Annotated in this window: 20 protein-coding genes; 8 read left to right on the forward strand and 12 right to left on the reverse strand. The window is 57.6% G+C overall.

Features of this window, described 5'->3' with window-relative positions:
• Nucleotides 1-35: 35 nt before the first annotated feature.
• On the forward strand, nucleotides 36-2,627 hold the full coding sequence (locus IT971_RS01100) for a mechanosensitive ion channel domain-containing protein (RefSeq protein ID WP_223304968.1): 2,592 nt from the start codon (nucleotides 36-38) through the stop codon (nucleotides 2,625-2,627).
• An 18-nt stretch (nucleotides 2,628-2,645) separates the two neighbouring features.
• Here IT971_RS01100 and IT971_RS01105 read toward each other — a convergent pair whose 3' ends face one another.
• The 3 genes from IT971_RS01105 to nadA all read right to left on the reverse strand — a co-directional run bounded on the left by IT971_RS01105 (nucleotide 2,646) and on the right by nadA (nucleotide 5,014).
• Entirely contained in the window at nucleotides 2,646-3,053 is a 408-nt protein-coding gene (locus tag IT971_RS01105; protein ID WP_063093645.1) for an NUDIX domain-containing protein, read from the reverse strand.
• A 15-nt stretch (nucleotides 3,054-3,068) separates the two neighbouring features.
• Nucleotides 3,069-3,920 carry a carboxylating nicotinate-nucleotide diphosphorylase gene (gene nadC, locus IT971_RS01110; RefSeq protein ID WP_196871102.1) on the reverse strand — a complete coding sequence of 284 codons (852 nt, stop codon included), beginning with the start codon at nucleotides 3,918-3,920 and terminating at the stop codon, nucleotides 3,069-3,071.
• A gap of 71 nt (nucleotides 3,921-3,991) precedes the next feature.
• On the reverse strand, nucleotides 3,992-5,014 hold the full coding sequence (nadA, locus tag IT971_RS01115) for a quinolinate synthase NadA (RefSeq protein ID WP_007089196.1): 1,023 nt from the start codon (nucleotides 5,012-5,014) through the stop codon (nucleotides 3,992-3,994).
• A gap of 291 nt (nucleotides 5,015-5,305) precedes the next feature.
• Here nadA and IT971_RS01120 point away from each other — a divergent pair, with 291 nt between their 5' ends.
• Both IT971_RS01120 and IT971_RS01125 read left to right on the forward strand, forming a co-directional pair.
• Nucleotides 5,306-5,530, forward strand: coding sequence for a hypothetical protein (locus IT971_RS01120; protein WP_063093706.1), 225 nt, complete (start codon nucleotides 5,306-5,308; stop codon nucleotides 5,528-5,530).
• Between the two features lie 418 nt (nucleotides 5,531-5,948).
• Entirely contained in the window at nucleotides 5,949-6,275 is a 327-nt protein-coding gene (locus IT971_RS01125; RefSeq protein WP_007089193.1) for a hypothetical protein, read from the forward strand.
• A gap of 54 nt (nucleotides 6,276-6,329) precedes the next feature.
• On the opposite strand, the gene IT971_RS01130 is transcribed toward IT971_RS01125, so the two are convergent.
• From IT971_RS01130 to fsa, 7 genes are all read right to left on the reverse strand, one after another.
• Nucleotides 6,330-7,727, reverse strand: coding sequence for a glutamine synthetase family protein (locus tag IT971_RS01130; RefSeq protein WP_223304970.1), 1,398 nt, complete (start codon nucleotides 7,725-7,727; stop codon nucleotides 6,330-6,332).
• A 33-nt stretch (nucleotides 7,728-7,760) separates the two neighbouring features.
• Nucleotides 7,761-8,252 (reverse strand): class I SAM-dependent methyltransferase, encoded by a 492-nt coding sequence (locus IT971_RS01135; RefSeq protein ID WP_037990466.1) that lies wholly within the window; start codon nucleotides 8,250-8,252, stop codon nucleotides 7,761-7,763.
• Nucleotides 8,253-8,354: 102 nt separating this feature from the next.
• Nucleotides 8,355-8,960 carry a glutathione S-transferase N-terminal domain-containing protein gene (locus tag IT971_RS01140; protein WP_063093649.1) on the reverse strand — a complete coding sequence of 202 codons (606 nt, stop codon included), beginning with the start codon at nucleotides 8,958-8,960 and terminating at the stop codon, nucleotides 8,355-8,357.
• Between the two features lie 109 nt (nucleotides 8,961-9,069).
• On the reverse strand, nucleotides 9,070-9,375 hold the full coding sequence (locus tag IT971_RS01145; RefSeq protein ID WP_063093650.1) for a YrhK family protein: 306 nt from the start codon (nucleotides 9,373-9,375) through the stop codon (nucleotides 9,070-9,072).
• Nucleotides 9,376-9,448: 73 nt separating this feature from the next.
• Entirely contained in the window at nucleotides 9,449-10,411 is a 963-nt protein-coding gene (locus tag IT971_RS01150) for a tyrosine recombinase XerC (RefSeq protein WP_082822615.1), read from the reverse strand.
• Nucleotides 10,390-11,079 carry a DUF484 family protein gene (locus IT971_RS01155; RefSeq protein WP_007089187.1) on the reverse strand — a complete coding sequence of 230 codons (690 nt, stop codon included), beginning with the start codon at nucleotides 11,077-11,079 and terminating at the stop codon, nucleotides 10,390-10,392. The genes IT971_RS01150 and IT971_RS01155 overlap by 22 nt, the downstream gene beginning before the upstream one ends.
• A gap of 115 nt (nucleotides 11,080-11,194) precedes the next feature.
• On the reverse strand, nucleotides 11,195-11,851 hold the full coding sequence (gene fsa / locus IT971_RS01160; RefSeq protein WP_037990470.1) for a fructose-6-phosphate aldolase: 657 nt from the start codon (nucleotides 11,849-11,851) through the stop codon (nucleotides 11,195-11,197).
• 186 nt (nucleotides 11,852-12,037) lie between these two features.
• On the opposite strand from fsa, the gene IT971_RS01165 reads away from it, so the two are divergent.
• Entirely contained in the window at nucleotides 12,038-14,299 is a 2,262-nt protein-coding gene (locus IT971_RS01165) for a primosomal protein N' (RefSeq protein WP_063093652.1), read from the forward strand.
• Between the two features lie 13 nt (nucleotides 14,300-14,312).
• Here IT971_RS01165 and IT971_RS01170 read toward each other — a convergent pair whose 3' ends face one another.
• The gene (locus IT971_RS01170; protein ID WP_223304972.1) at nucleotides 14,313-15,128 is read right to left on the reverse strand and encodes an ABC transporter substrate-binding protein; all 816 of its coding nucleotides are present in this window, start codon (nucleotides 15,126-15,128) and stop codon (nucleotides 14,313-14,315) included.
• A 95-nt stretch (nucleotides 15,129-15,223) separates the two neighbouring features.
• On the opposite strand from IT971_RS01170, the gene IT971_RS01175 reads away from it, so the two are divergent.
• A complete protein-coding gene (locus IT971_RS01175; RefSeq protein ID WP_007089183.1) occupies nucleotides 15,224-15,544 on the forward strand; it encodes a DUF550 domain-containing protein in 321 nt (106 codons plus the stop codon).
• A gap of 57 nt (nucleotides 15,545-15,601) precedes the next feature.
• Here IT971_RS01175 and IT971_RS01180 read toward each other — a convergent pair whose 3' ends face one another.
• Nucleotides 15,602-16,087 carry a hypothetical protein gene (locus tag IT971_RS01180; RefSeq protein ID WP_063093654.1) on the reverse strand — a complete coding sequence of 162 codons (486 nt, stop codon included), beginning with the start codon at nucleotides 16,085-16,087 and terminating at the stop codon, nucleotides 15,602-15,604.
• 426 nt (nucleotides 16,088-16,513) lie between these two features.
• Between IT971_RS01180 and IT971_RS01185 the strand changes: the two genes are divergently transcribed.
• Genes IT971_RS01185 through IT971_RS01195 form a run of 3 tightly spaced genes read left to right on the forward strand, consistent with a single transcriptional unit; the run spans nucleotide 16,514 to nucleotide 19,524 of the window.
• Entirely contained in the window at nucleotides 16,514-17,071 is a 558-nt protein-coding gene (locus IT971_RS01185; protein ID WP_007089181.1) for a F0F1 ATP synthase subunit delta, read from the forward strand.
• Nucleotides 17,071-18,603, forward strand: coding sequence for a F0F1 ATP synthase subunit alpha (gene atpA, locus IT971_RS01190; protein ID WP_007089180.1), 1,533 nt, complete (start codon nucleotides 17,071-17,073; stop codon nucleotides 18,601-18,603). Before IT971_RS01185 ends, atpA begins: the two co-directional genes overlap by 1 nt.
• Before the next feature lie 30 nt (nucleotides 18,604-18,633).
• Nucleotides 18,634-19,524: a F0F1 ATP synthase subunit gamma gene (locus tag IT971_RS01195; protein WP_007089179.1), complete on the forward strand. Its 891-nt coding sequence runs from the start codon at nucleotides 18,634-18,636 to the stop codon at nucleotides 19,522-19,524.
• The last annotated feature ends 15 nt before the right edge of the window (nucleotides 19,525-19,539 follow it).

The following is a 19,539-nucleotide window of genomic DNA, read 5'->3' on the forward strand; positions in this document are numbered from 1 at the left end:
ATTCGCCCGCCAGAGGTCAGTATGGAATATCTATCATGACGACAGTTCGACCGATTGTAGTGTGGATTATGGCGACAATAATGTCCGCCATCCTGATCAGTGGCGGCGCATATGCGCAGGACAAGACACAGGAAAATCCCCAGAAGATCGAACTGGATCAAAGCCAGAAACTGATATCTGGCTGGAATGACGGTCTTGATGACATTGATGCGGCCCTGTCGGACGGCGAAGTCAGCGGGCGGTTGTTAAATGAAAGCCGGGCCCAGGTCGAAAAGATCACCGAGGGCAGTGCGACATTGCAGTCAAGTGCGGCGGAGCGTCTGAACCGCCTGAATGCCGCCCTTGGCAAACTGGGCGAACCGCCCGCCGAAGGCCAAAGCGAAGTCCCCGCGGTTGCCGCCGAACGATCCCGTCTTAACGATGCCATTGCCGAGATCAGCGGCGTGATCAAGCAGGTTGAGCTGGTTGATTTTCGTGCGACCGAGGTTTCCGACCATCTGGCGCGGATTTCGCGCGAACGGTTTACGCGGCGTATTCTGGGCCGGGTTGACGTGCCGTGGGACGGCGAAACCTGGGGCCAGGTATGGTCGGGCGCGATTGAATTGCCCGACATGGTGCGCAGCCGCTATGCCGATCTTGATCTTGAAGGCCAGATTGGCGACGAGCTGGCAGAGGTCGCGCCGGGGCTGGTGTTGCTGGCGTTTATCGTGATGGCCGCCCTGATCGGCGGCGAGGTCGCGGTGCTGCGCTGGTTGCCGGAAAGATGGCAGCATGTGCCAAAGGAAGACCGGGTTTCATTGATATCGGGGACGCGGTTCCTGTTTACGGCGATGGTGCCGGGTATCGCACTTGTCATTGCCTATCAGATCGTTAATCGACAGCCCGATCTTCTGGCCGGAAGTATGGGTGATTTCATCTATCAGTGCTTTGCAGCCCTTTTGTTCCTGCTGTTTGTCGGGGCGGCGATCCGCAGTATTTATTCCCCGTTCCTGCCGGGGATGCGGCGTGCGGGCACGACCGCGACGGGGGCGCGGGTTGTCGGGCTTTTATCGTTGCTGGCGGCGGTGATTTACGCATCCGATCTGGTGCTGTTGCAGGGTGCGACCACGCTTGGCACGTCGCTTGAAATCGCGCTGGTGCAAAGTGTTTCCAACGTTTTCCTGATTTCGGTCATTCTGTTTGTCTGTTCGCTTGGCGTGTTCTGGGAACATGGCGAACCGGACCGGCACGAATTATGGGCCAAGGTCGAAAGACGGTCGCGCCGCGGATTGCGGATCGTGGCGGTCCTGCTGCCGGTACTGACGCTTCTGGGCTATGTGGCGCTCGCACGGTTCATCCTTGAAAACCTGATGACCGGGCTTGCGTTTATCACCAGTTACTGGCTGTTGCGCGGCTATGCGCGCGCCCTTGTGCATACCTATCTGGTGAAACCGTCATCGCCCGATGATGACGGGGCCAGTGATGCGGTGCATGGCACGCTTTATTTCTGGCTGCGTGTGACGATTGATGTCGTGATGTTTTCGGTTGCCGTGCCGCTGGCGGTGCTGATCTTTACCGACATTGCGTGGGCTGATTTGCTTGATGCCGCCGAAAAGGCGTTTATCGGGATACAGGTGGGCGGGATCAATTTCTCGCTCCGCGCCATTCTGATCGCGATTTTGCTGTTCCTTGCGGTTCTGGGCGTCATGCGGTTTTTCCAGCGGATGCTCAATACGCGCGTTCTGCCCAACACCAAGCTTGACGAAGGTTTGCAGCATTCGGTTTCGGCGATTTTCGGCTATGCCGGGATTTGCCTTGCGGTGTTGCTGGCGATTTCGGCGGCGGGGATGGATTTGTCCAACCTTGCGATCATTGCCGGTGCGATTTCGGTCGGTATCGGTTTTGGCATGCAAAGTATTGTCAGTAACTTTGTGTCGGGCCTGATCCTTCTGATCGAACGGCCGATCAAGGTGGGTGACTGGATCGTGGTCGGGGCCGATCAGGGGCTGGTCAAGGATATCCGGGTGCGTGCGACCGAGATCGAAACATTTGACCGGTCATCGGTGGTGATCCCGAACTCCGAACTGATTTCGAACCGGGTGATGAACTGGACGCTTAAGGATCGCAGCGGGCGGGGAATTATCCGTATCGGGGTTTCGTATGGATCGGATGCCAACAAGGTGCGAGAAATCCTGCTTGAGATCGCCGATAAGCGCCGCGAAATCCTGAGTTACCCGGCACCCCAGGTGGTGTTTATGGATTTCGGGGCCAGCTCGCTTGATTTCGAATTGCGCTATTTCCTGCGCGATATCGGTGATGTTCTGTCGGTCGGCAGTGCGGTGCGGTTCGAGATCCTTGAACGGTTCCGGGCCGAGGGTGTTGAAATTCCGTTCCCGCAGCAGGATGTGCATTTCCGCGATATCGACAGACTGGCCGACGCCATCCGCGATGCCGGGCGGGGCAATGCCAAGCCGGTGATCGAGGCGAAGGATGAAGTGCCTGAGGCGAATGCCGAAACAGGTGATGGCGAGGGCACCGACCCGGCCACACCGCCATCGACGGCCAAGGATGAAAACCGCGACAGGGATGCGGCTGCACGCAGTATCCCCGATGCCGGGGGTGATGCGGACGGGGATGGGCCACGTTAAGCAGGTAATCGGGCGGTATTAAATATCGAAAAGGGCAGCCGTGATCTTTTGGCCCATCGGGGCCATCAGGTGGCGGTCGCGCTGGGATAGCCAGCGCATTTCGGCGATTTCGCGCGACGGGGTCAATTTGCCGGTGAAGCGTGCGGCGAAGCATTGCATGCGGACAATAACCCCAGATGGCTGGTTATGGCCGCGACCGGCATGGATGCCCAGCGGGCGGATGGATTTTTCGATCAGCATTACGCCGAGTTCTTCGCGGATTTCACGGATCAGGGCTTCGATGGCGGTTTCGTCCGCATCGATCTTGCCACCGGGCAGGTAAAAACGATCCCGCCCGTGGCTTCTTACCGACAGGATTTTGCCGCCGTCGCGGAAAATCCAGTTGGCGGTTTCGACAATCCTTGGGGATGGTCTGATAGCGTTCATCGTGATCCGCCCCGATCAGAGAATGGCGACATCCAGCCCGATATCGACCGCCGGGGCCGATTGGGTGATGCGCCCGACCGAGACATAATCAACCCCGGTGGCGGCAATCGCGCCAATGGTTTGCAGGTTCACACCGCCGGATGCCTCTGTCTTGCAGCGGCCCGCGACAATCGCAACCGCCTGACGGAGCATATCGGGGCCCATGTTATCAAGCAGGATGATGTCGGCACCGGCATCTGTGGCTTCACGGACCTGATCAAGCGTGTCGCATTCGACTTCGATTTTCGGCAGGTTTGCCGCACGGGCGGATTTCACGCATTCGGTGATCGAGCCGACAACGCCGATATGGTTATCCTTGATCATAACCCCGTCATACAGACCCATGCGATGGTTTTGCGCACCACCCATGCGGGTGGCATATTTTTCCATCTTGCGCCAGCCCGGAAGGGTTTTGCGGGTATCAAGCAATCTGGCGGTCGTATTGCCCATCGCCGCGACATAGCTGCGTGTGGTGGTGGCAATGCCAGACAGATGTTGCAGGGTATTGAGGGCTGTGCGTTCCGCGGTCAGGATGCCGCGTGCATTGCCTTCGACCACGGCCAGCACGTCCTTGGCGGCAATCGCATCGCCGTCCTCGCAATGCTTGGTGATTTTGGCATCGGGGACCAGTTTGCGGAAACATTCAAGGGCGATATCCAGACCGGCGACCACGATATCCTCGCGTGTTTCAAGGGCGACGCGCAGGCGCGCATCGGCGGGGATGACATTGTCCGATGTGATGTCACCGGTGCCGATATCCTCGGCAAAGGCGCGGTCGATGAATTCGGAAATTTCAGCCTGGGTCAGGACGGTCATGGTGGGGCGCATCTTTTTGGGGGAGGGGGATGGAAAACAGCCCCGCGAAACGAGATTTCTGCGGGGCTGTTGATAAGGTCGAATTAGGCCGCGTTTTCTTTTTTCAGCGGAATGCCCTTTGACATTTCCAGCATCCGTTCAAGCGGCTTGACCGCCGCAACACGCAAATCTTCGGGCATGATGATCTGCGGGCCGTTATTGACCAGACACAGATAGAGTTTTTCCAGCGTGTTCAGTTCCATGAACGGGCAGTTGTTGCACGCACACGACCCATCGGCACCGGGCACGGGAATGAATTCCTTGTGCGGGGCGGCTTTTTCCATCTGGTGGATGATGTGGGGTTCGGTCGCGATCAGGTATTTCTGATCCGGGCCGTTGATCACATATTCCAGAATGGCGCGGGTCGATCCGATGTGATCGGCATGTTTGAGAATGCCGTCATGGCATTCCGGGTGGGCCGCGATTTTGGCATCCGGGTTCTGGGTTTTAAGGCGGATCAGTTCGCGTTCGGAAAACTGTTCATGCACGATGCACGAGCCGTTCCACAGCGTCATGTCACGGCCGGTTTTTTTGGCCAGATACGTGCCAAGGTGACGGTCCGGTGCCCACAGGATCGGTTTATCAAGCGGGATCTGATCGATGATTTCAGCCGCGTTCGACGAGGTCACGATGATATCGGATGCGGCCTTTACCTCGGCCGAGCAGTTGATATAGGTGACCGACACGTGATCGGGATGCTGTTCGCGGAATTTGCGGAACGGTTCGGGCTGGCACGAATCTTCGAGCGAGCAGCCGGCTTTTGAATCGGGCAGCAGCACGGTTTTGTTCGGGCTGAGGATTTTGGCGACCTCGGCCATAAAGCGGACACCGCAGAACACGATGACATCGGCATCGGTTTCGGCGGCCTTGCGCGACAGATCAAGGCTGTCGCCGACAAAGTCGGCCAGGTCCTGAATTTCTCCGTCCTGATAATAATGGGCCAGAATGATCGCGTTTTTCTCTTTCTTGAGGCGGGCGATTTCCGCTTCAAGATCAAGGGTCGGATCAATCTGCATTTCAGACATTGCGCCGGGCGCGGCCTCGGCGATGGTGGCAATCTGGTTCATGGCGTCGTCTCATCTCGCCTGTTGCAAGCCGGAGATAAGCAGCGGGGTCCGGCATTGCAAGTTAATGACAGTTTGAAACCTCAATATCGCCATTGGGCCGGGATGGCAAGGAATTGGGGGATGACGATGATCTTTGTTGAAGGGCACTTCACCGCAATATAACCGCCCGGCATATAACCGCGGGGGCAGTTGCGACCTGCTGCTACATATCTGCGTTGCAGAACGGGAAGTGTGCATTTGCCCGGGATGGGGGCATAACACGCGCAGCTGTTGCAGATGAGAGTCTTTGATATGGATTGGGTCCCTATAGCCTTTGGTACGTTCAAGGGTGTCGCGTTGGGCACGGGCATGTTCTTTGCCATCAAGTGGCATTACGATCAGGGAAAGAAGATCGGCAGGCGGAAGGTGCTGATTGCGACTGCCAAGATGGTGGCAATCTTTGTGCTGGCGGTTCTGGTCCTTGGGCTCGTTACCTTCGGGCTTGGCAATATGCTTGGTCTGGATCTGAGTTACTGACAGCATCACCTGTCCGGTCCGAACAATGGCCCCGTCTGACGGTGATGGGGCATGCCAGATAAAGAACCGGATAAATAAATCGCAAAAGACTATCGGGGGGCTGCGCGCCGGATCATTTTCGGGCGATGGTTTTCTGTGCCGATTCCATGATGACGTAAAAATAAAAATAAGTTCGTTGTAAAATATGGAAATCGATTCATATAAGTAAAAATCGGCGGGATATTTTCGCGATTTACCAGAATCGCAAATTTTATTTGTTCAAAAACGCATCGGATATTTTTGGGGCGTTGATTTTTTGAAGAATAAAATCCGCTTCCGCGTGTCTGCATACACCTGAAATAAACTGCGGTTATTTGGCGACGGGATTGATTCCTGTCGTTTTTCTTAACCAATGCGCATCTGCGCGCTAGGAGCTATTTTGACAAACCGTACCACATCGAAAATCCTGAATTTCGCGCGGCCGTTCAGTCTGCGCGGTCTGGCAGAAGTACTGCCAGCCGGGGCCTATAAGGTGATTACCGAAGAATCGCTTCCGGAAAATGTGACCTATCCGACCTATCAGTGGGTTTCGACCAAGATGCACCTGCATGCCAATGCGGACCGTGCGGGCGACATCCGCATGATGAATGTTGATCCCCGCGATCTTGAAGTCGCCCATCTGCGCGATCAGAAAATGATGGATTCCCGCCCGCGGGTCGCGTTTTCAGCGCACAAATCCAACAACCGCGCCAAACGCGTTTTCTGATTCTGGTCCCCGGTCAGGCTTTCCTGACCGGTACACCGCCCCCCGCCCCATCATTCAGACCGAAAACCCGTAATATTCCCATTCCGCCGCACTGACCTTGAGCGCCATATGTTCGTATTCGGCCTGCTTTATGCGGGTGAAGGCGGTGTGGAAGCGGGTGCCCAGCGTGCGTTTGTTGAAATCGGACGCACCGAAGCGGTCAATGGCGTCTAGCCAATGGCGCGGCAGGTCGTTAGGGCCTTTGTCATGGCCGATTTCATCGGTACTTGGCTGGCCGGGATCGATTTTGTTTTCGATGCCGTCAAGGGCGGCCCCAAGGGTGACGGCGGCGACCAGATAGGGGTTGGCGTCAACGCCCGCGATGCGGTGTTCGAAATGCCGGGTTTTGCCCGGTGTGCCTGGCACACGAAGCGCCACGGTGCGGTTTTCAACACCCCAGTCATCGGATGCCGGGGAATACATGGCGGATGCAAATCTGCGCCATGAATTCATGAAGGGGGCCAGGATCAGCATGGTGTCGCCAATCGTGCCGCGAATGCCGCCAATGGCGTTGAGCATAAGGGGGCTCAAGCTTCCGTCCGGCTGATCGGCAAACAGGTTATTGCCGTTTTCGTCCGCCAATGAGAGATGCAGGTGCATGCCAGAACCGGCTTCGTTGCCGAACGGTTTGGGCATAAAGACGGCCTCCATCCCGAAACGGCGTGCCGCGGTACGGATCAGGCGTTTGGCGATGATGACGTCATCGGCCGCGCGCATCAGATCGCGATAGCGGATCGTCATTTCATACTGGCCCGGCCCATATTCGGAAATCAGGGTTTCAAGCGTCAGATCAAGATGCTTCGCCCCTTCGTAAACCGCATCAAAAAGCGGCGACATTTCATCGATTTCATCGACCGACATGGTGTTGCGAAGCGATGATCGGCGTTTGGTCATTGCGTAGGATGCTGGGTGATAAAGGCCGCCCGCGTCCGCATCGCGATCTACCAGATAAAATTCCAGTTCGAACGCGCCCATCGGAGTAAGCCCGAGATCATTGGCGCGCTTGACCTGATTTAAGAACACATTGCGCGGATCAACATCGTGCGGGGTTGCGTCCTCGTTATACATGCTGATCAGAAGCTGGCCCCGGCCCGTGTGGGGCAGATAGCCCAACGTGCCCGGCACGGGCCAGCACCGGCCATCGCCGCCGCCGCCGGTCTGCACCAGCCCGCAATCATCAACATCCTCGCCCGTGACGTCCTGCCCGAAGATCGAGGTCGGCAATCCGCGCCCGGATTTATAGATGCCTTCAAGCTCGTGACGGCGGATCATCTTGCCGCGCCCGATGCCGTGAAAATCGGTCAGGATGATGTCGATGGCCTCGACATCGGGGTATTTGGCAAGGAATGCCTCGGCCTCGGACATATTGGAGCCGCTGGGGGATGAGGGGGCAGGGGCGTTGGTGCTGGACACGGGTCGAATTCCTGATGGGGGGCGGTTTTGGTTTTAGCCCTGATAACGGCGGAAGAAATAGCGATCCTGCGGGACGCCTTCGGGAAGCGGTTCGGCGATGGTGCCGGGTACGTCGATTTTCTGATCGGATGCGACAATCGCGCCCTTGATCAGGGACGGCGGCAGGGTTTTGCCGATGAAGGATGCGATTTTGGCGTTGAGCGCCTCGTCCCCCGTCCCGACATCGGAATGGACCAGTGCGACCTTGCCAGCGAAGCGTTCAACCGCCATTGGCAGGGTTTCGAAAATGTCGCCCAGAAACAGGTGATCGTCATCGGGGATGCATTTGGGGTGGGCGGCAATCTGGCGGTCAAAGACAAAGATTTCGCGATCCGGCATGATTTCACGCAAATGATCGAAGGTGCGGCCATTGCCAAGCCCGATTTCAAGAACAATACCGTCATGGTCCTTGATCATTTCGGCGGCGGCATTCAGGCAGTCGCGCTGGGCCTGCAGGCGGCGGATGACGCTGTTAAGGCGGGACATTTATTCTTGTTCTCCGGGCGGTGAAGGTGAAATCGCGATATCATCCGAAAGCGGCCCGGTGCAAGGTGGTTAACCCGCACCGGGGGGCTTTTGAACGGGGTATCAGCCCTTGAAAATCGTGGCGTCAAAGGCCGGGACGCGGGCACGGAAGGCATCGAGCCATGTGACGAGGGCGGCGTAAGTTTCGCGCCATTTGCCATCAAAGCGCAGATCAAGATAACCGAGCGCACAGGCAACCGCGACATGGCCGATGGTCAGGTCGCCTGCCAGTGACGGCGGGCTGGCTTCGAGCTGATCAAGGGCGCGTTTGACCTTGTCGGACTGATAGGACAGCCAGTCGGCATGGCGTTTTTCTTCGGGGCGCATGCGGTTTTCGTAGACCTGCAGGATTGCGGCATCGACGATGCCATCGCCCAGCGCCTGAAGGGTCAATGCTTCCCACCGGGCGTCGCCTTCGGTCGGATGCAGGGTGACGCCATCGACCTGCGCATCAAGATATTCGCAGATCACGCGGCTATCGAAAATCTTGCGGCCATCATCAAGGATCAGGATCGGGATTTTACCCAGCGGGTTTTGTGCGCGCAGGCTGTCAGCCGGATCGTTGGTGTTGGCCAGCTCGATGGTCAATTGATCGTAAATGCCAAGAATTTTGGCGACAATCTTGACCTTGCGGCCAAAGGGGGACGGGTCGCTGGAGCGCAGGATCATTGGGGTGCCTCGATATAATTCAACAGTTTGAACGCAGTGTAAGGGGGAAATGCTGTTTCGAAGAACCCCAAATTTCGCGATTGTGGAAATCTGGCCGGGAAAGGTTATGTCAGCCCCGGCGGTCATCGGGGGAATTGCCGGGGTCTGTAGCGGTTTCTGTGCCGGTTTCGCCCAGCCGGGCAAGGTGCAGTTCACGGGCCAGGCGGATGGAGGGCCGCAGGGCAAAACACACCGACCCGATGATGAAAAGCCACGTTCCGGTGTGCATCAGATCGTCATAAAGGAACATGATGCTGCCGATGACGAACAGAACCGCGGCCAGCCAATCGACGGTGGTATAGGCGATTTCATAGGCGCTATAGACCTGCCGGTGGCGTGAGGATGCGTCAAAACGGCGGCTTTGGAAAAGCTTCATGCGTGGCTCCCGTTTTGGGGTGGGTTGTTTTTCCATAACGCATGATGGCGGCAAACGTTCTTGAATATGTGGCCTATCGCCGCGCGCGGGGGTGGGTGCCGTGATAGACGGCCATCAGGCGTTCGGTATCGACCGAGGTATAGCGTTGGGTGGTCGAGAGCGAGGCGTGGCCGAGCAGATCCTGAATGGTGCGCAGATCACCGCCGCCAGCAAGAAGGTGGGTGGCAAAGGAATGGCGCATGGCGTGCGGGGTGGCGGTATCGGGCAGGTTCAGAAGGCCGCGTATTTTGCGCATTTCGCGTTGGGCGACCTGTGCGACCAGCCGCCCGCCGCGTGCGCCAACAAAAAGCGGTTCATTGCCGTTCGGCGCATAGGGGCAGGTGTGGACATAATCATCAATCGCGTCGCGCACGATTTGCAAAACCGGGACAAGGCGCTGTTTGTTGCCCTTGCCGGTGATGACCATCGAATCGCCCGTCGGGCGTTGATTGGCGTTAAGGTCGAGTGCCTCGGATATGCGCAACCCACAGCCATAAAGCAGGGTGAACAGGGCGAGGTTGCGTTTGGCAAGCCACGGTTCATCCTGCCACGCGCCGGCATTATCAAGGACGGCCATTGCATCGGCGGGGCTTAGCGGTTTGGGGACCGATTGCGGCAGTTTCGGATTGCGGATCGAATTGACCGCCGCGTTCTGGCCGCGCCCGGTACGATCCAGGAAGCGATAGAAATTGCGCAGTGATGACAGCGCACGCGCGGTCGAGCTTTTAGCCATGCCATCCATGCTGCGACGGGCAAGCCAGCTTCGGAAATCGCGCGGGTTTAATTGCAGAAGAACGGCGATATCGGGTGTGTCACCCTTATGCCCCCGGACAAAACCAAGGAAGGCATACAGATCGGCGAGATAATTTTCGGTGGTGTGATCGGAGGCGCGCCGTTCGGCGGAAAGCCATTGCCGCCAGTCGGCAATGGCATCGCGCACGTCTTTGGGCAGGGTCAGGGCCATAAGCCCCTTATTCATTGCGCCGGTGTCAGCCATCGGCGCACACCAAATTCGATCACGGAGGCGAGGAACATGATCAGGTCATGAGCCTGTGCCGGGCTGAAATAATCGGGTTCGGCGACGCCAAACGCCACCAGCCCGACCGGATCGCCATAAAAGGGTGCGACGCGGACAATGGCGGCGGAGCGGATATTATCGGCCTGCGGGCCAAAAATCGCCTCGTCCCCGGCATTGTCGGGCAGAAGCCAGACATCGTTTTCCTCGCCCAGAACCTGATCAACCGCACCGGCGGTCAGGCGACGGACACGGCCGCCGCAACGGGGCACCGGGGCATCTTCGCTTTCTTCAAAGCACAATGCGATGGCGTCGAGATCAAGCAGTTCGGGCACAAGGTCCTGCAGGGCTTCGACGAAGACATCAAAGCCGCGTGCATTGAGTAGCGCCAGAACCGCACGGTGGATGCGGCTTTGGGTTTCGAGGTTGGATTTGGAAATGTTGATCAGTTCGCTGGTGGCACCGCGCAGCTTTTCGCGTTCATCACGAAGGCGGGTGACGACATATTGCTGCATGTCGGCAATGCCTGAGCCCAGTTCGCGCACCGGCATGTCGAGGCTGTCAAGCAGGTCCGGCCGGTTGGCAAAAAAGTCGGGATGTTCGGCGAGGTAGGCCGCGACGTCGTCGGCGCGCAATGCTGTCTTTTCCATCTGATCCGGTAATTTGCAGTGAAACGAAAAACCCGGCAGCCACAATGCGGGCTGCCGGGTTAAATGCGTGTTAAGGACCGGTGATAAACCTGATCCTTGGCCTGATTTGTCGGTCTTAGAGGATCGACTGGCCGGTTTTTGCCCAATCGGCGACAAAGGTTTCAAGGCCCTTGTCGGTCAGCGGGTGTTTGAACAGCTGGCCAAGAACCTGCGGCGGGATGGTGACGACGTCGGCACCCAGACGGGCCGAATCGACAACATGCTGCGGGCCGCGTGCGGACGCGACGAGGATTTCGGTCTGCCAGTTCGGGTAGTTGTTGTAAACTTCGGCGATGTCGGCAATCAGCTGCATGCCATCGGACGAAATATCGTCAAGGCGGCCAACGAACGGCGAGACATAGGTCGCACCGGCCTTGGCGGCCAGAATGGCCTGACCGACCGAGAAGCAAAGGGTGACGTTGGTCTGGATGCCTTCGTCGGTGAAAGTGCGGCAGGCTTTGAGCCCGTCCGGGGTCAGCGGCAGCTTGACGACGACATTGTCAGCGATTTTCGCAAGTTTGCGGCCTTCGGCAACCATGGTTTCATAGTCGGTCGCGGCAACTTCGGCGCTGACCGGGCCGTCAACCACGTCACAGATTTCCTTGATCAGATCAAGGAACGAGCGGCCGGTTTTGGCAACCAGCGACGGGTTGGTGGTCACGCCATCAACGAGGCCGGATTTGGCGATTTCGCGGATTGCGTCGATGTCGGCGGTGTCGATGAAAAACTTCATTGGATTTCCTGCTCAGGAGCTTTTGAAGATCGTTGTTCGATGATGCGGTTAGCTGATAGGGTCCGGTTCCATTCAAATGACGGTACCAGACGCCCAGTGCTGTGGGACCGTTTTCTTTTGTGCCACAAGCCGGTTATGCATAATCATGCGACCAACCCAGAGGCATCCTGACGGGGTTTATAATATATGAGCGCCGCAAAGGCCATATCGGGAAATCTGTTTGGTGATGATCCGGCCTTTCAGGTTACGACCCGGCAGGTAACGGGCGAAACGATCAGTGTTCTTCCGCCGCTGCCCTTGGCGGGCCCGTATGATTATCTTGTCCCCGAGGGTCTGAGCGTTCAGCCCGGCGACTTTGTCGAAATTCCACTGGGCCGTCAGACCCAGCGCGGCGTCGTCTGGGGTAAGGCCAGGGGCGACGTCGATCCGGCCAAGCTGCGCGAAATTTATGGCGTTTTGCAGGCACCGCCGATGGCCGATGTGACGCGAAAGTTCGTCGATTGGGTGTCGGCCTATACCATGGCGCCGCAGGGGGCGGTGTTGCGCATGGCGATGAGTGTTGCCGACGCGCTGGAGCCGCCCAAGCCGATTTTCAGATTTACCCTTGCCGATCCGGCAGAAGGGGAAGGCGATGGCGAAAGCAGCCTTCGCATGACACCGCCGCGCAAGCGGGTGATGGCGTTTCTGCGTGACAATCCGCCGATGGAACAGGCTGATATCATGCGCGAAACCGGTGCCGGGGCCAGCGTGATCAAGGGGCTGGTCGAAGCAGGCGTCGTCCGGCGTTTGATGGTCACCCCGCCATCGCCGTTTGACGACCCCGACCTTGATATTGCGCGCCCGCATCTGTCGGATGCGCAGGAACGCGCGGCGGACATGCTGTGTGCCAAGGTGGCGGGGGATGGGTTTTCGGTCACGTTACTGGATGGCGTGACCGGGTCGGGCAAGACCGAAGTTTATTTCGAGGCAATCCGCACCGCGTTGGAGGCGGGCCGACAGGTGGTGGTCCTGTTGCCGGAAATCGCCCTTTCGGCGCAGTGGTTGCAGCGGTTCCGTGACCGATTCGGCGTTGAGCCGGCCCTTTGGCATTCCGAAGTCGGGCAGGCGCGGCGGCGCGATACATGGCGGGCGGTGGCCGATGGATCGGCAAAGCTTGTGGTCGGGGCAAGGTCCGCACTGTTTCTGCCCTATGCCAATCTGGGCCTGATCGTGGTGGATGAAGAACACGAACATGCGTTCAAGCAGGAAGACGGCGTGATTTATCATGCGCGTGACATGGCGGTTGCGCGCGCGCATCTGGGCGGTATTCCCGCGATTCTGGCGTCCGCCACCCCGTCGCTTGAGACCCTGGCGAATGTCGAAGCCGGTCGGTATGAGCGGGTCGAGCTTTCGGAACGCCACGGCATGGCGGTTTTGCCAAGTGTCGAGATTGTCGATATCCGGCAGGACAGGCCGGAACGGCAACGCTGGATCACGCCGACCTTGAAAAGGCGGCTGGCGGAGACATTTGCCGCCGGGGAGCAGGCGATGCTGTTCTTAAACCGGCGGGGTTATGCGCCGCTGACCCTTTGCCGGGCCTGCGGGCACCGGTTCCAGTGCCCGAACTGTACCGCGTGGCTGGTGGAACACCGGGCATGGGGCAAATTGCAATGCCATCATTGCGGCTATCAGGCCAAGGCCCCCGATAGCTGCCCGGCCTGCGGGGCGGAGGAAAAGCTTGCGGCGTGCGGGCCGGGGGTGGAGCGGCTTTATGAGGAAGCGGTCGAGACATTCCCGCAAATCCGCATCGAGGTCGCGACATCGGACAATATCGCCGGGCCAAAGGCGGCGGCGGAGCTTGTCAATCGGGTGCATAATCACGAGGTTGATTTGCTGATCGGTACGCAGATATTGGCCAAGGGCTATCATTTTCCGATGCTGACCTTTGTGGGGGTGGTCGATGCCGATCTTGGCCTTGCGGGCGGGGATCTGCGCGCGGCCGAACGCAGTTATCAGTTGATGACCCAGGTGGCCGGGCGGGCCGGACGTGGTGAGCGACCGGGCACCGTGTTGCTGCAAACCGCCGACCCGTCCAACCGGGTGATCAAGGCGATTGCGGCGGGCGATCGCGATGCGTTTAACGAGGTTGAATTATCCCAGCGCATGACGCATGGCATGCCGCCGCATGGAAGGTTGGCGGCCCTGATCATTTCGGGGAAAAAGGAAAACGAGGTCGACGAAGCCGCATGGCGGATTGGCCGGGCGGCACCGCGCGGTGATGGCATTGTCGTTCTGGGACCGGCCCCGGCCCCGTTATCGTTGCTGCGCGGGCGGTATCGCCGCCGTTTCCTGATCCGGGCGGATAAACAGGTGCGGTTGCAGGCGATGATCCATGACTGGTTATCAAAGGTGAAAACACCGGGCAGTGTCCGGGTACAGATCGATATTGATCCTTACAGCTTTATGTAGGGTCGGTTCGGATTCAGTTCTGATATTGGGACTGCCACCAGTCGAGCCCGTCCGGGCCGAGGTAATCCTGAAAGATGGTGGCGAGGCGGCCATCATTGCGCATTTCGCGGATGATCTGGTCATAGCGTTTGAGAAACGCGTCCTTGTCCGGGTAATCCGACGCCTTTGAAAACACATTATAATAGGGCGCGCGGCGAAGCGGCGGATAGATGAAGGCGATCTGTTCGCGTTGCCCGTTGCGCAGGGTTTCGTAAAGCGTGCTGAGGTAATTGACCGGCACGACATCAAAACGGTTTTCCAGCAGCATCGGGATCAGCAGATCGTTTTTGGCGACGATTTCGATATCAAGCCCGGATTGCCAGAAGGTATCGGTATAGGAATATTCCGCCGCCGCCCCGACGCGGTGGCGCGCCAGATCGGAAAAATCACTAAACGTGATCCGGTCGCGGTCTTCAATCCGCACGGCAAAGCGCCAATCGAGCAGAAGGTGGGCTTCGTCGGGATATTGCAGATACTGGCTGCGTTCGGCGTTTTGCGACAGGGTCAGGATGATGTCGCTGCTGCCGTTCTGGGCATTGTGCAAAAGGCGGCGGCCATTATCGACAAGCTGAAAGCGGTAATCGGTGATGCCCATATCGTTGAGCACTTCGGTCATGATGTCGATATCAATGCCACGCGGATCACGGTCGACCATCCATTTCAGCGGGGCTTCGGACAGGCCTTCGATGATCAGGGTGCGGGCATTTGCGGCCAAAGGAAAAGCAATAACGCACAATGCTGCGGTAAGGGCGCACAAATTCTCTAGGCGATATCGGAGCAACCTCGCCATATGCACGAACTTCCGGCATCGTGCCATATATTGTCTCCCGTCATGCTTGCGGGTTATGGATAGCCCAGATTTTTAAATCCCATGGATAAGATTTGATGACGAATGTTAAAAATTCAACAAGCGTGAGCGAAAGCCAGCAAAGCATATGTGACTGGGCCGAAAAGATTTTTGGCCCGGTTGCCGATCCCCGTGCGCTTGTCACGCGTGCGATGACGGAGATGAAGGAACTTGATGAGGCGGTTGTTGACCGCGATCTTTCGGAAATCGGGCGCGAAGCGGCGGATGTGATGATTTTGCTGTATCGGCTGGTCGATCAGTTCGGTCTGGACCTTGATCACGAAGTGCAGGCGAAAATGGCGATCAACCGGGCGCGGCAATGGTCGGCCAAGGGCGATGGCACCGGGTCGCATATCTAGGGTCCTGACCCTGATTGGCGGATCGGGCCACCGGTAGGGTGACCCGACGCGATGATATCAGTTGGCGCTGTAGACCTTGCTGGACTTGCTGGTGAGCCAGGCCGGGATGGATTGCTTTTTGGTGCCGACGGTGGCGCTGTTGAAATTGTCGGCTTCGAGATAGACGTGGGTGGGGGTGATGCCCTCGGCACTCATCCAGCTATCGGAGGGCACGTCTTCGGCCGGGGTTTCGGACAGCGGGGCGGTCACGGCATCGCAGGCGATTTTGTAAACCGTGGTTTTACCGCCGAATGCATTGAAGCGGCTATCAGCCATGGCCCTGTAATCCGCCGATGTCAGATCGACAAAAACGGAAATTGCGGTTCCGGCCTGATCCTGATCATCGTAATAGGCGCGCGAGGCGGATGGCACGAAGGGGCTGGCGGTGCCGGTTTCGACAAAACGGAAATAGCCGGTGCTACACGCGAAGGCGTTGATCGGAAGCAGCAGGGCAAGGCCTGCAATCAGCAGGCCGGCCAGAGGGGACATCGAGGGCAGTTTCATTTGAACCTCCTTGGGGATGACATGGGTGTCCGGAATTGACGCCGGGAAGGTTCGAATGTGATGTCGATTACACTTTTTGATCGGAAAAAACGGTTATCGATCAGGGGTTGTACGGACGGCATCGTCGAAAAAATCGGGGATTCGTTCCTTAAAGGTGATTTCCCAAAGACAGAATCCGCCGATGGCGGGAGAGGCGGCATTATAAAATAGTTGTAAAAAGCCTCGAAACGCGAGCGATCCGGGGCTGTTTTGCCCCAACTTCAGTAAAGAATGAAAAAGACCGCCCAAATGGCGTTGCGCGGGGGTTGCCCCTGTCATGGACATGTGATACCAAACGCTCGCTTCTCGGCGGGAACACCTTCCGAGAGACCATTTTTTTATACGTATCCGAGTCGTTCTCATAACCAGAATTGAGGGCTTTCACCGGTGTCCCAAAATACTGCCGCGACCGGGCTTCAAGGGCGCTACGCCACAGCATTATTCGAATTGGCCCAGTCGGCCGATGCGCTTGATGCTGTCAAAAGCGATCTTGAATTGCTCGACCAGGCCATCGTCGAAAGCGATGACCTGCGGAATGTGCTCCGTAGTCCCGTGATTTCCCGGGATGTGCAGGCCAAGGCAATGGCGGCCCTTCTGGACAAGCTTGGCGTTTCCGAGTTGACCAAGAAGACCGTTGGCGTTCTGTGTCAGAAACGCCGCCTTTTCGTTCTGCCGGATGTTATCAGTTCCTACCTTTCCATGCTCTCAGCTTTCAAAGGCGAAGTGACCGCACAGGTGACGTCGGCTTCCGAGCTGAAGAAAGAGCAAATCGAAGCCGTTACCGGCGCTCTTAAAGAAGTTGTCGGTGCCACTGTCAAAGTGGACCTGAATGTCGATCCGGCGGTTCTTGGCGGCCTTGTCGTCAAGGTCGGTTCCCGGGTTTTTGATGCCTCGCTTCGTACCAAATTGCAGAAGCTCGAGCTCGCTATGAAAGGGGTTGCGTGATGGAAATCCGCGCCGCGGAAATCTCCGCTATTCTTAAGGATCAGATCGCCAATTTTGGCGCTGAAGCCGAAGTTGCCGAAGTCGGTCAGGTTCTGTCTGTCGGTGACGGTATCGCCCGTGTTCATGGTCTTGACAATGTTCAGGCCGGTGAACTGGTCGACTTCCCGGGTGGCATCAAGGGCATGGCCCTGAACCTTGAGGAAGACAATGTCGGTATCGTTATTTTCGGTTCTGACCGTACCATCAAGGAAGGCGACCAGGTCAAGCGTACCGGTGCCATCGTTGACGTGCCGGTTGGCAAGGAGCTGCTGGGCCGCGTTGTTGACGCGCTTGGCAACCCGATCGACGGTAAAGGTGAACTGGGTGCGAAAGAACGTCGCCTTGCCGACGTCAAGGCACCGGGCATCATCCCGCGCAAATCGGTTCATGAGCCGGTCCAGACCGGTATCAAGTCGATTGACTCGCTGATCCCGATTGGCCGTGGCCAGCGCGAGCTGATCATTGGTGACCGTCAGACCGGTAAAACCGCGATCATCATCGACACCATCCTGAACCAGAAGCCGGTGAACGATGCAGCGAAATCCGACAGCGACAAGATGTTCTGCATCTATGTTGCGGTTGGTCAGAAACGTTCGACCGTTGCACAGGTTGTTAAAGTCCTTGAAGAACGTGGCGCGATGGAAAACACCATCGTTGTTGCCGCGACCGCTTCTGATCCGGCGCCGATGCAGTTCCTGGCACCGTTCGTTGCCTGCGCAATGGGTGAATATTTCCGCGACAATGGCATGCATGCCACCATCTTCTATGATGATCTGTCGAAACAGGCTGTTGCCTATCGCCAGATGTCGCTGCTTCTTCGCCGCCCGCCGGGACGTGAAGCTTTCCCGGGCGACGTTTTCTATCTGCACTCCCGTCTGCTGGAACGTGCTGCGAAAATGAATGACGAAAACGGCGCTGGCTCGCTGACCGCTCTGCCGGTTATCGAAACCCAGGGTAACGACGTTTCGGCGTTTATTCCGACCAACGTGATTTCGATCACCGACGGTCAGATCTTCCTTGAAACCGACCTGTTCTATAAGGGTGTTCGCCCGGCTGTGAACGTTGGTCTGTCGGTTTCGCGTGTGGGGTCGTCCGCTCAGATCAAGGCAATGAAACAGGTTGCCGGTTCGATCAAGCTGGAACTTGCCCAGTATCGTGAAATGGAAGCTTTCGCACAGTTCGCATCGGATCTTGATCCGGCGACCCAGAAACTGCTGGCACGTGGCGCACGTCTGACGGAACTGCTCAAGCAGCCGCAGTATTCGCCGCTTAAAGTGGAAGAACAGGTTGTTGTGATCTATGCCGGTGTTAAGGGTTACCTTGACGGTGTGGAAGTTGGCAAAATTCGTGCTTTCGAAGAACAGTTCCTGAACGATATCCGTTCGACCGGTTCTGACATTCTTGATGCGATCCGCACCGAGAAGGTTCTTTCGGAAGCCACCGAAACGAAGCTCAAAGCGTTCCTCGACAAGTTCGCGAAAACCTTCGCGTAAGTCTGAAATTTAGGCGAAGGAGGAAACGCAATGGCTAGTTTGAAGGATCTGCGCTCGCGCATTGCCAGCGTCAAATCGACGAAGAAAATTACTTCGGCGATGAAGATGGTGGCGGCCTCCAAGCTCCGCCGTTCGCAGGATGCAGCAGAAGCAGCCCGTCCCTATGCGGATCGCATGGGGACGATGCTGGGACGGCTTGCAGCCGCGGTTGGTGGCGCACAGGGGGCACCGAAGCTTCTGGCAGGTACCGGCAAGGATGATGTGCATCTGCTCGTCGTCTTTACCGCGGACCGTGGCCTTTGCGGTGGTTTCAACGCATCGATCATCAAAGCGACCCGTATCAAGGTCCGCGCCCTTCGCGCGGCTGGCAAAACGGTGAAGCTGATCTGTGTTGGCCGCAAGGGTGCCGATGCGCTCAAGCGTGAATTTGGTGACGCGATTGTCGCCCGGTATACTGGCGTCGAAGGCAAGAAGGGGATTGATTTCTCTGCTGCTACCGACGTTGCTGACAAAGTTCTGGCGCTGTACGAAGAAGGCGAATTTGACGTCTGCTCGATCTTCTATAACAAGTTCGTGTCAGCAATTTCGCAAGTCGTGACCGAACAGCAACTGGTGCCGTTCGCGGTGCCGGAAGCCGACGGGCAGGAAGAAGCTACCGGTTCTTCTGCGGTTTATGAATATGAACCGTCCGAAGAAGCCATTCTGGCTGATCTGCTGCCGCGTAATGTCGGGGTCCAGATTTTCGGTGCGATGCTGGAAAGCAGTGCATCCGAGCACGGTGCGCGTATGTCCGCGATGGATAACGCAACCCGCAATGCCGGCGATATGATCGACCGACTGAGCATCCAGTACAACCGCTCACGTCAGGCCCAGATCACCAACGAACTGATTGAAATCATTTCCGGCGCCGAGGCTTTGTAAGCGGGTCGCAGGAAC

The sequence above is a fragment of the Thalassospira sp. B30-1 genome (assembly GCF_015767575.1).
Taxonomy (GTDB): Bacteria; Pseudomonadota; Alphaproteobacteria; order Rhodospirillales; family Thalassospiraceae; genus Thalassospira; species Thalassospira xiamenensis.

What these genes read in the sequence shown, in the direction of transcription:
- IT971_RS01100 (WP_223304968.1), top strand. Translation starts at nt 36, where the DNA reads ATGACGACAGTTCGACCGATTGTAGTGTGGATTATGGCGACAATAATG.
- IT971_RS01105 (WP_063093645.1), bottom strand. Translation starts at nt 3,053, where the DNA reads ATGAACGCTATCAGACCATCCCCAAGGATTGTCGAAACCGCCAACTGG.
- nadC (WP_196871102.1), bottom strand. Translation starts at nt 3,920, where the DNA reads ATGCGCCCCACCATGACCGTCCTGACCCAGGCTGAAATTTCCGAATTC.
- nadA (WP_007089196.1), bottom strand. Translation starts at nt 5,014, where the DNA reads ATGAACCAGATTGCCACCATCGCCGAGGCCGCGCCCGGCGCAATGTCT.
- IT971_RS01120 (WP_063093706.1), top strand. Translation starts at nt 5,306, where the DNA reads ATGGATTGGGTCCCTATAGCCTTTGGTACGTTCAAGGGTGTCGCGTTG.
- IT971_RS01135 (WP_037990466.1), bottom strand. Translation starts at nt 8,252, where the DNA reads ATGTCCCGCCTTAACAGCGTCATCCGCCGCCTGCAGGCCCAGCGCGAC.
- IT971_RS01140 (WP_063093649.1), bottom strand. Translation starts at nt 8,960, where the DNA reads ATGATCCTGCGCTCCAGCGACCCGTCCCCCTTTGGCCGCAAGGTCAAG.
- IT971_RS01145 (WP_063093650.1), bottom strand. Translation starts at nt 9,375, where the DNA reads ATGAAGCTTTTCCAAAGCCGCCGTTTTGACGCATCCTCACGCCACCGG.
- IT971_RS01150 (WP_082822615.1), bottom strand. Translation starts at nt 10,411, where the DNA reads ATGGCTGACACCGGCGCAATGAATAAGGGGCTTATGGCCCTGACCCTG.
- IT971_RS01155 (WP_007089187.1), bottom strand. Translation starts at nt 11,079, where the DNA reads ATGGAAAAGACAGCATTGCGCGCCGACGACGTCGCGGCCTACCTCGCC.
- fsa (WP_037990470.1), bottom strand. Translation starts at nt 11,851, where the DNA reads ATGAAGTTTTTCATCGACACCGCCGACATCGACGCAATCCGCGAAATC.
- IT971_RS01165 (WP_063093652.1), top strand. Translation starts at nt 12,038, where the DNA reads ATGAGCGCCGCAAAGGCCATATCGGGAAATCTGTTTGGTGATGATCCG.
- IT971_RS01170 (WP_223304972.1), bottom strand. Translation starts at nt 15,128, where the DNA reads ATGGCGAGGTTGCTCCGATATCGCCTAGAGAATTTGTGCGCCCTTACC.
- IT971_RS01175 (WP_007089183.1), top strand. Translation starts at nt 15,224, where the DNA reads ATGACGAATGTTAAAAATTCAACAAGCGTGAGCGAAAGCCAGCAAAGC.
- IT971_RS01180 (WP_063093654.1), bottom strand. Translation starts at nt 16,087, where the DNA reads ATGAAACTGCCCTCGATGTCCCCTCTGGCCGGCCTGCTGATTGCAGGC.
- atpA (WP_007089180.1), top strand. Translation starts at nt 17,071, where the DNA reads ATGGAAATCCGCGCCGCGGAAATCTCCGCTATTCTTAAGGATCAGATC.
- IT971_RS01195 (WP_007089179.1), top strand. Translation starts at nt 18,634, where the DNA reads ATGGCTAGTTTGAAGGATCTGCGCTCGCGCATTGCCAGCGTCAAATCG.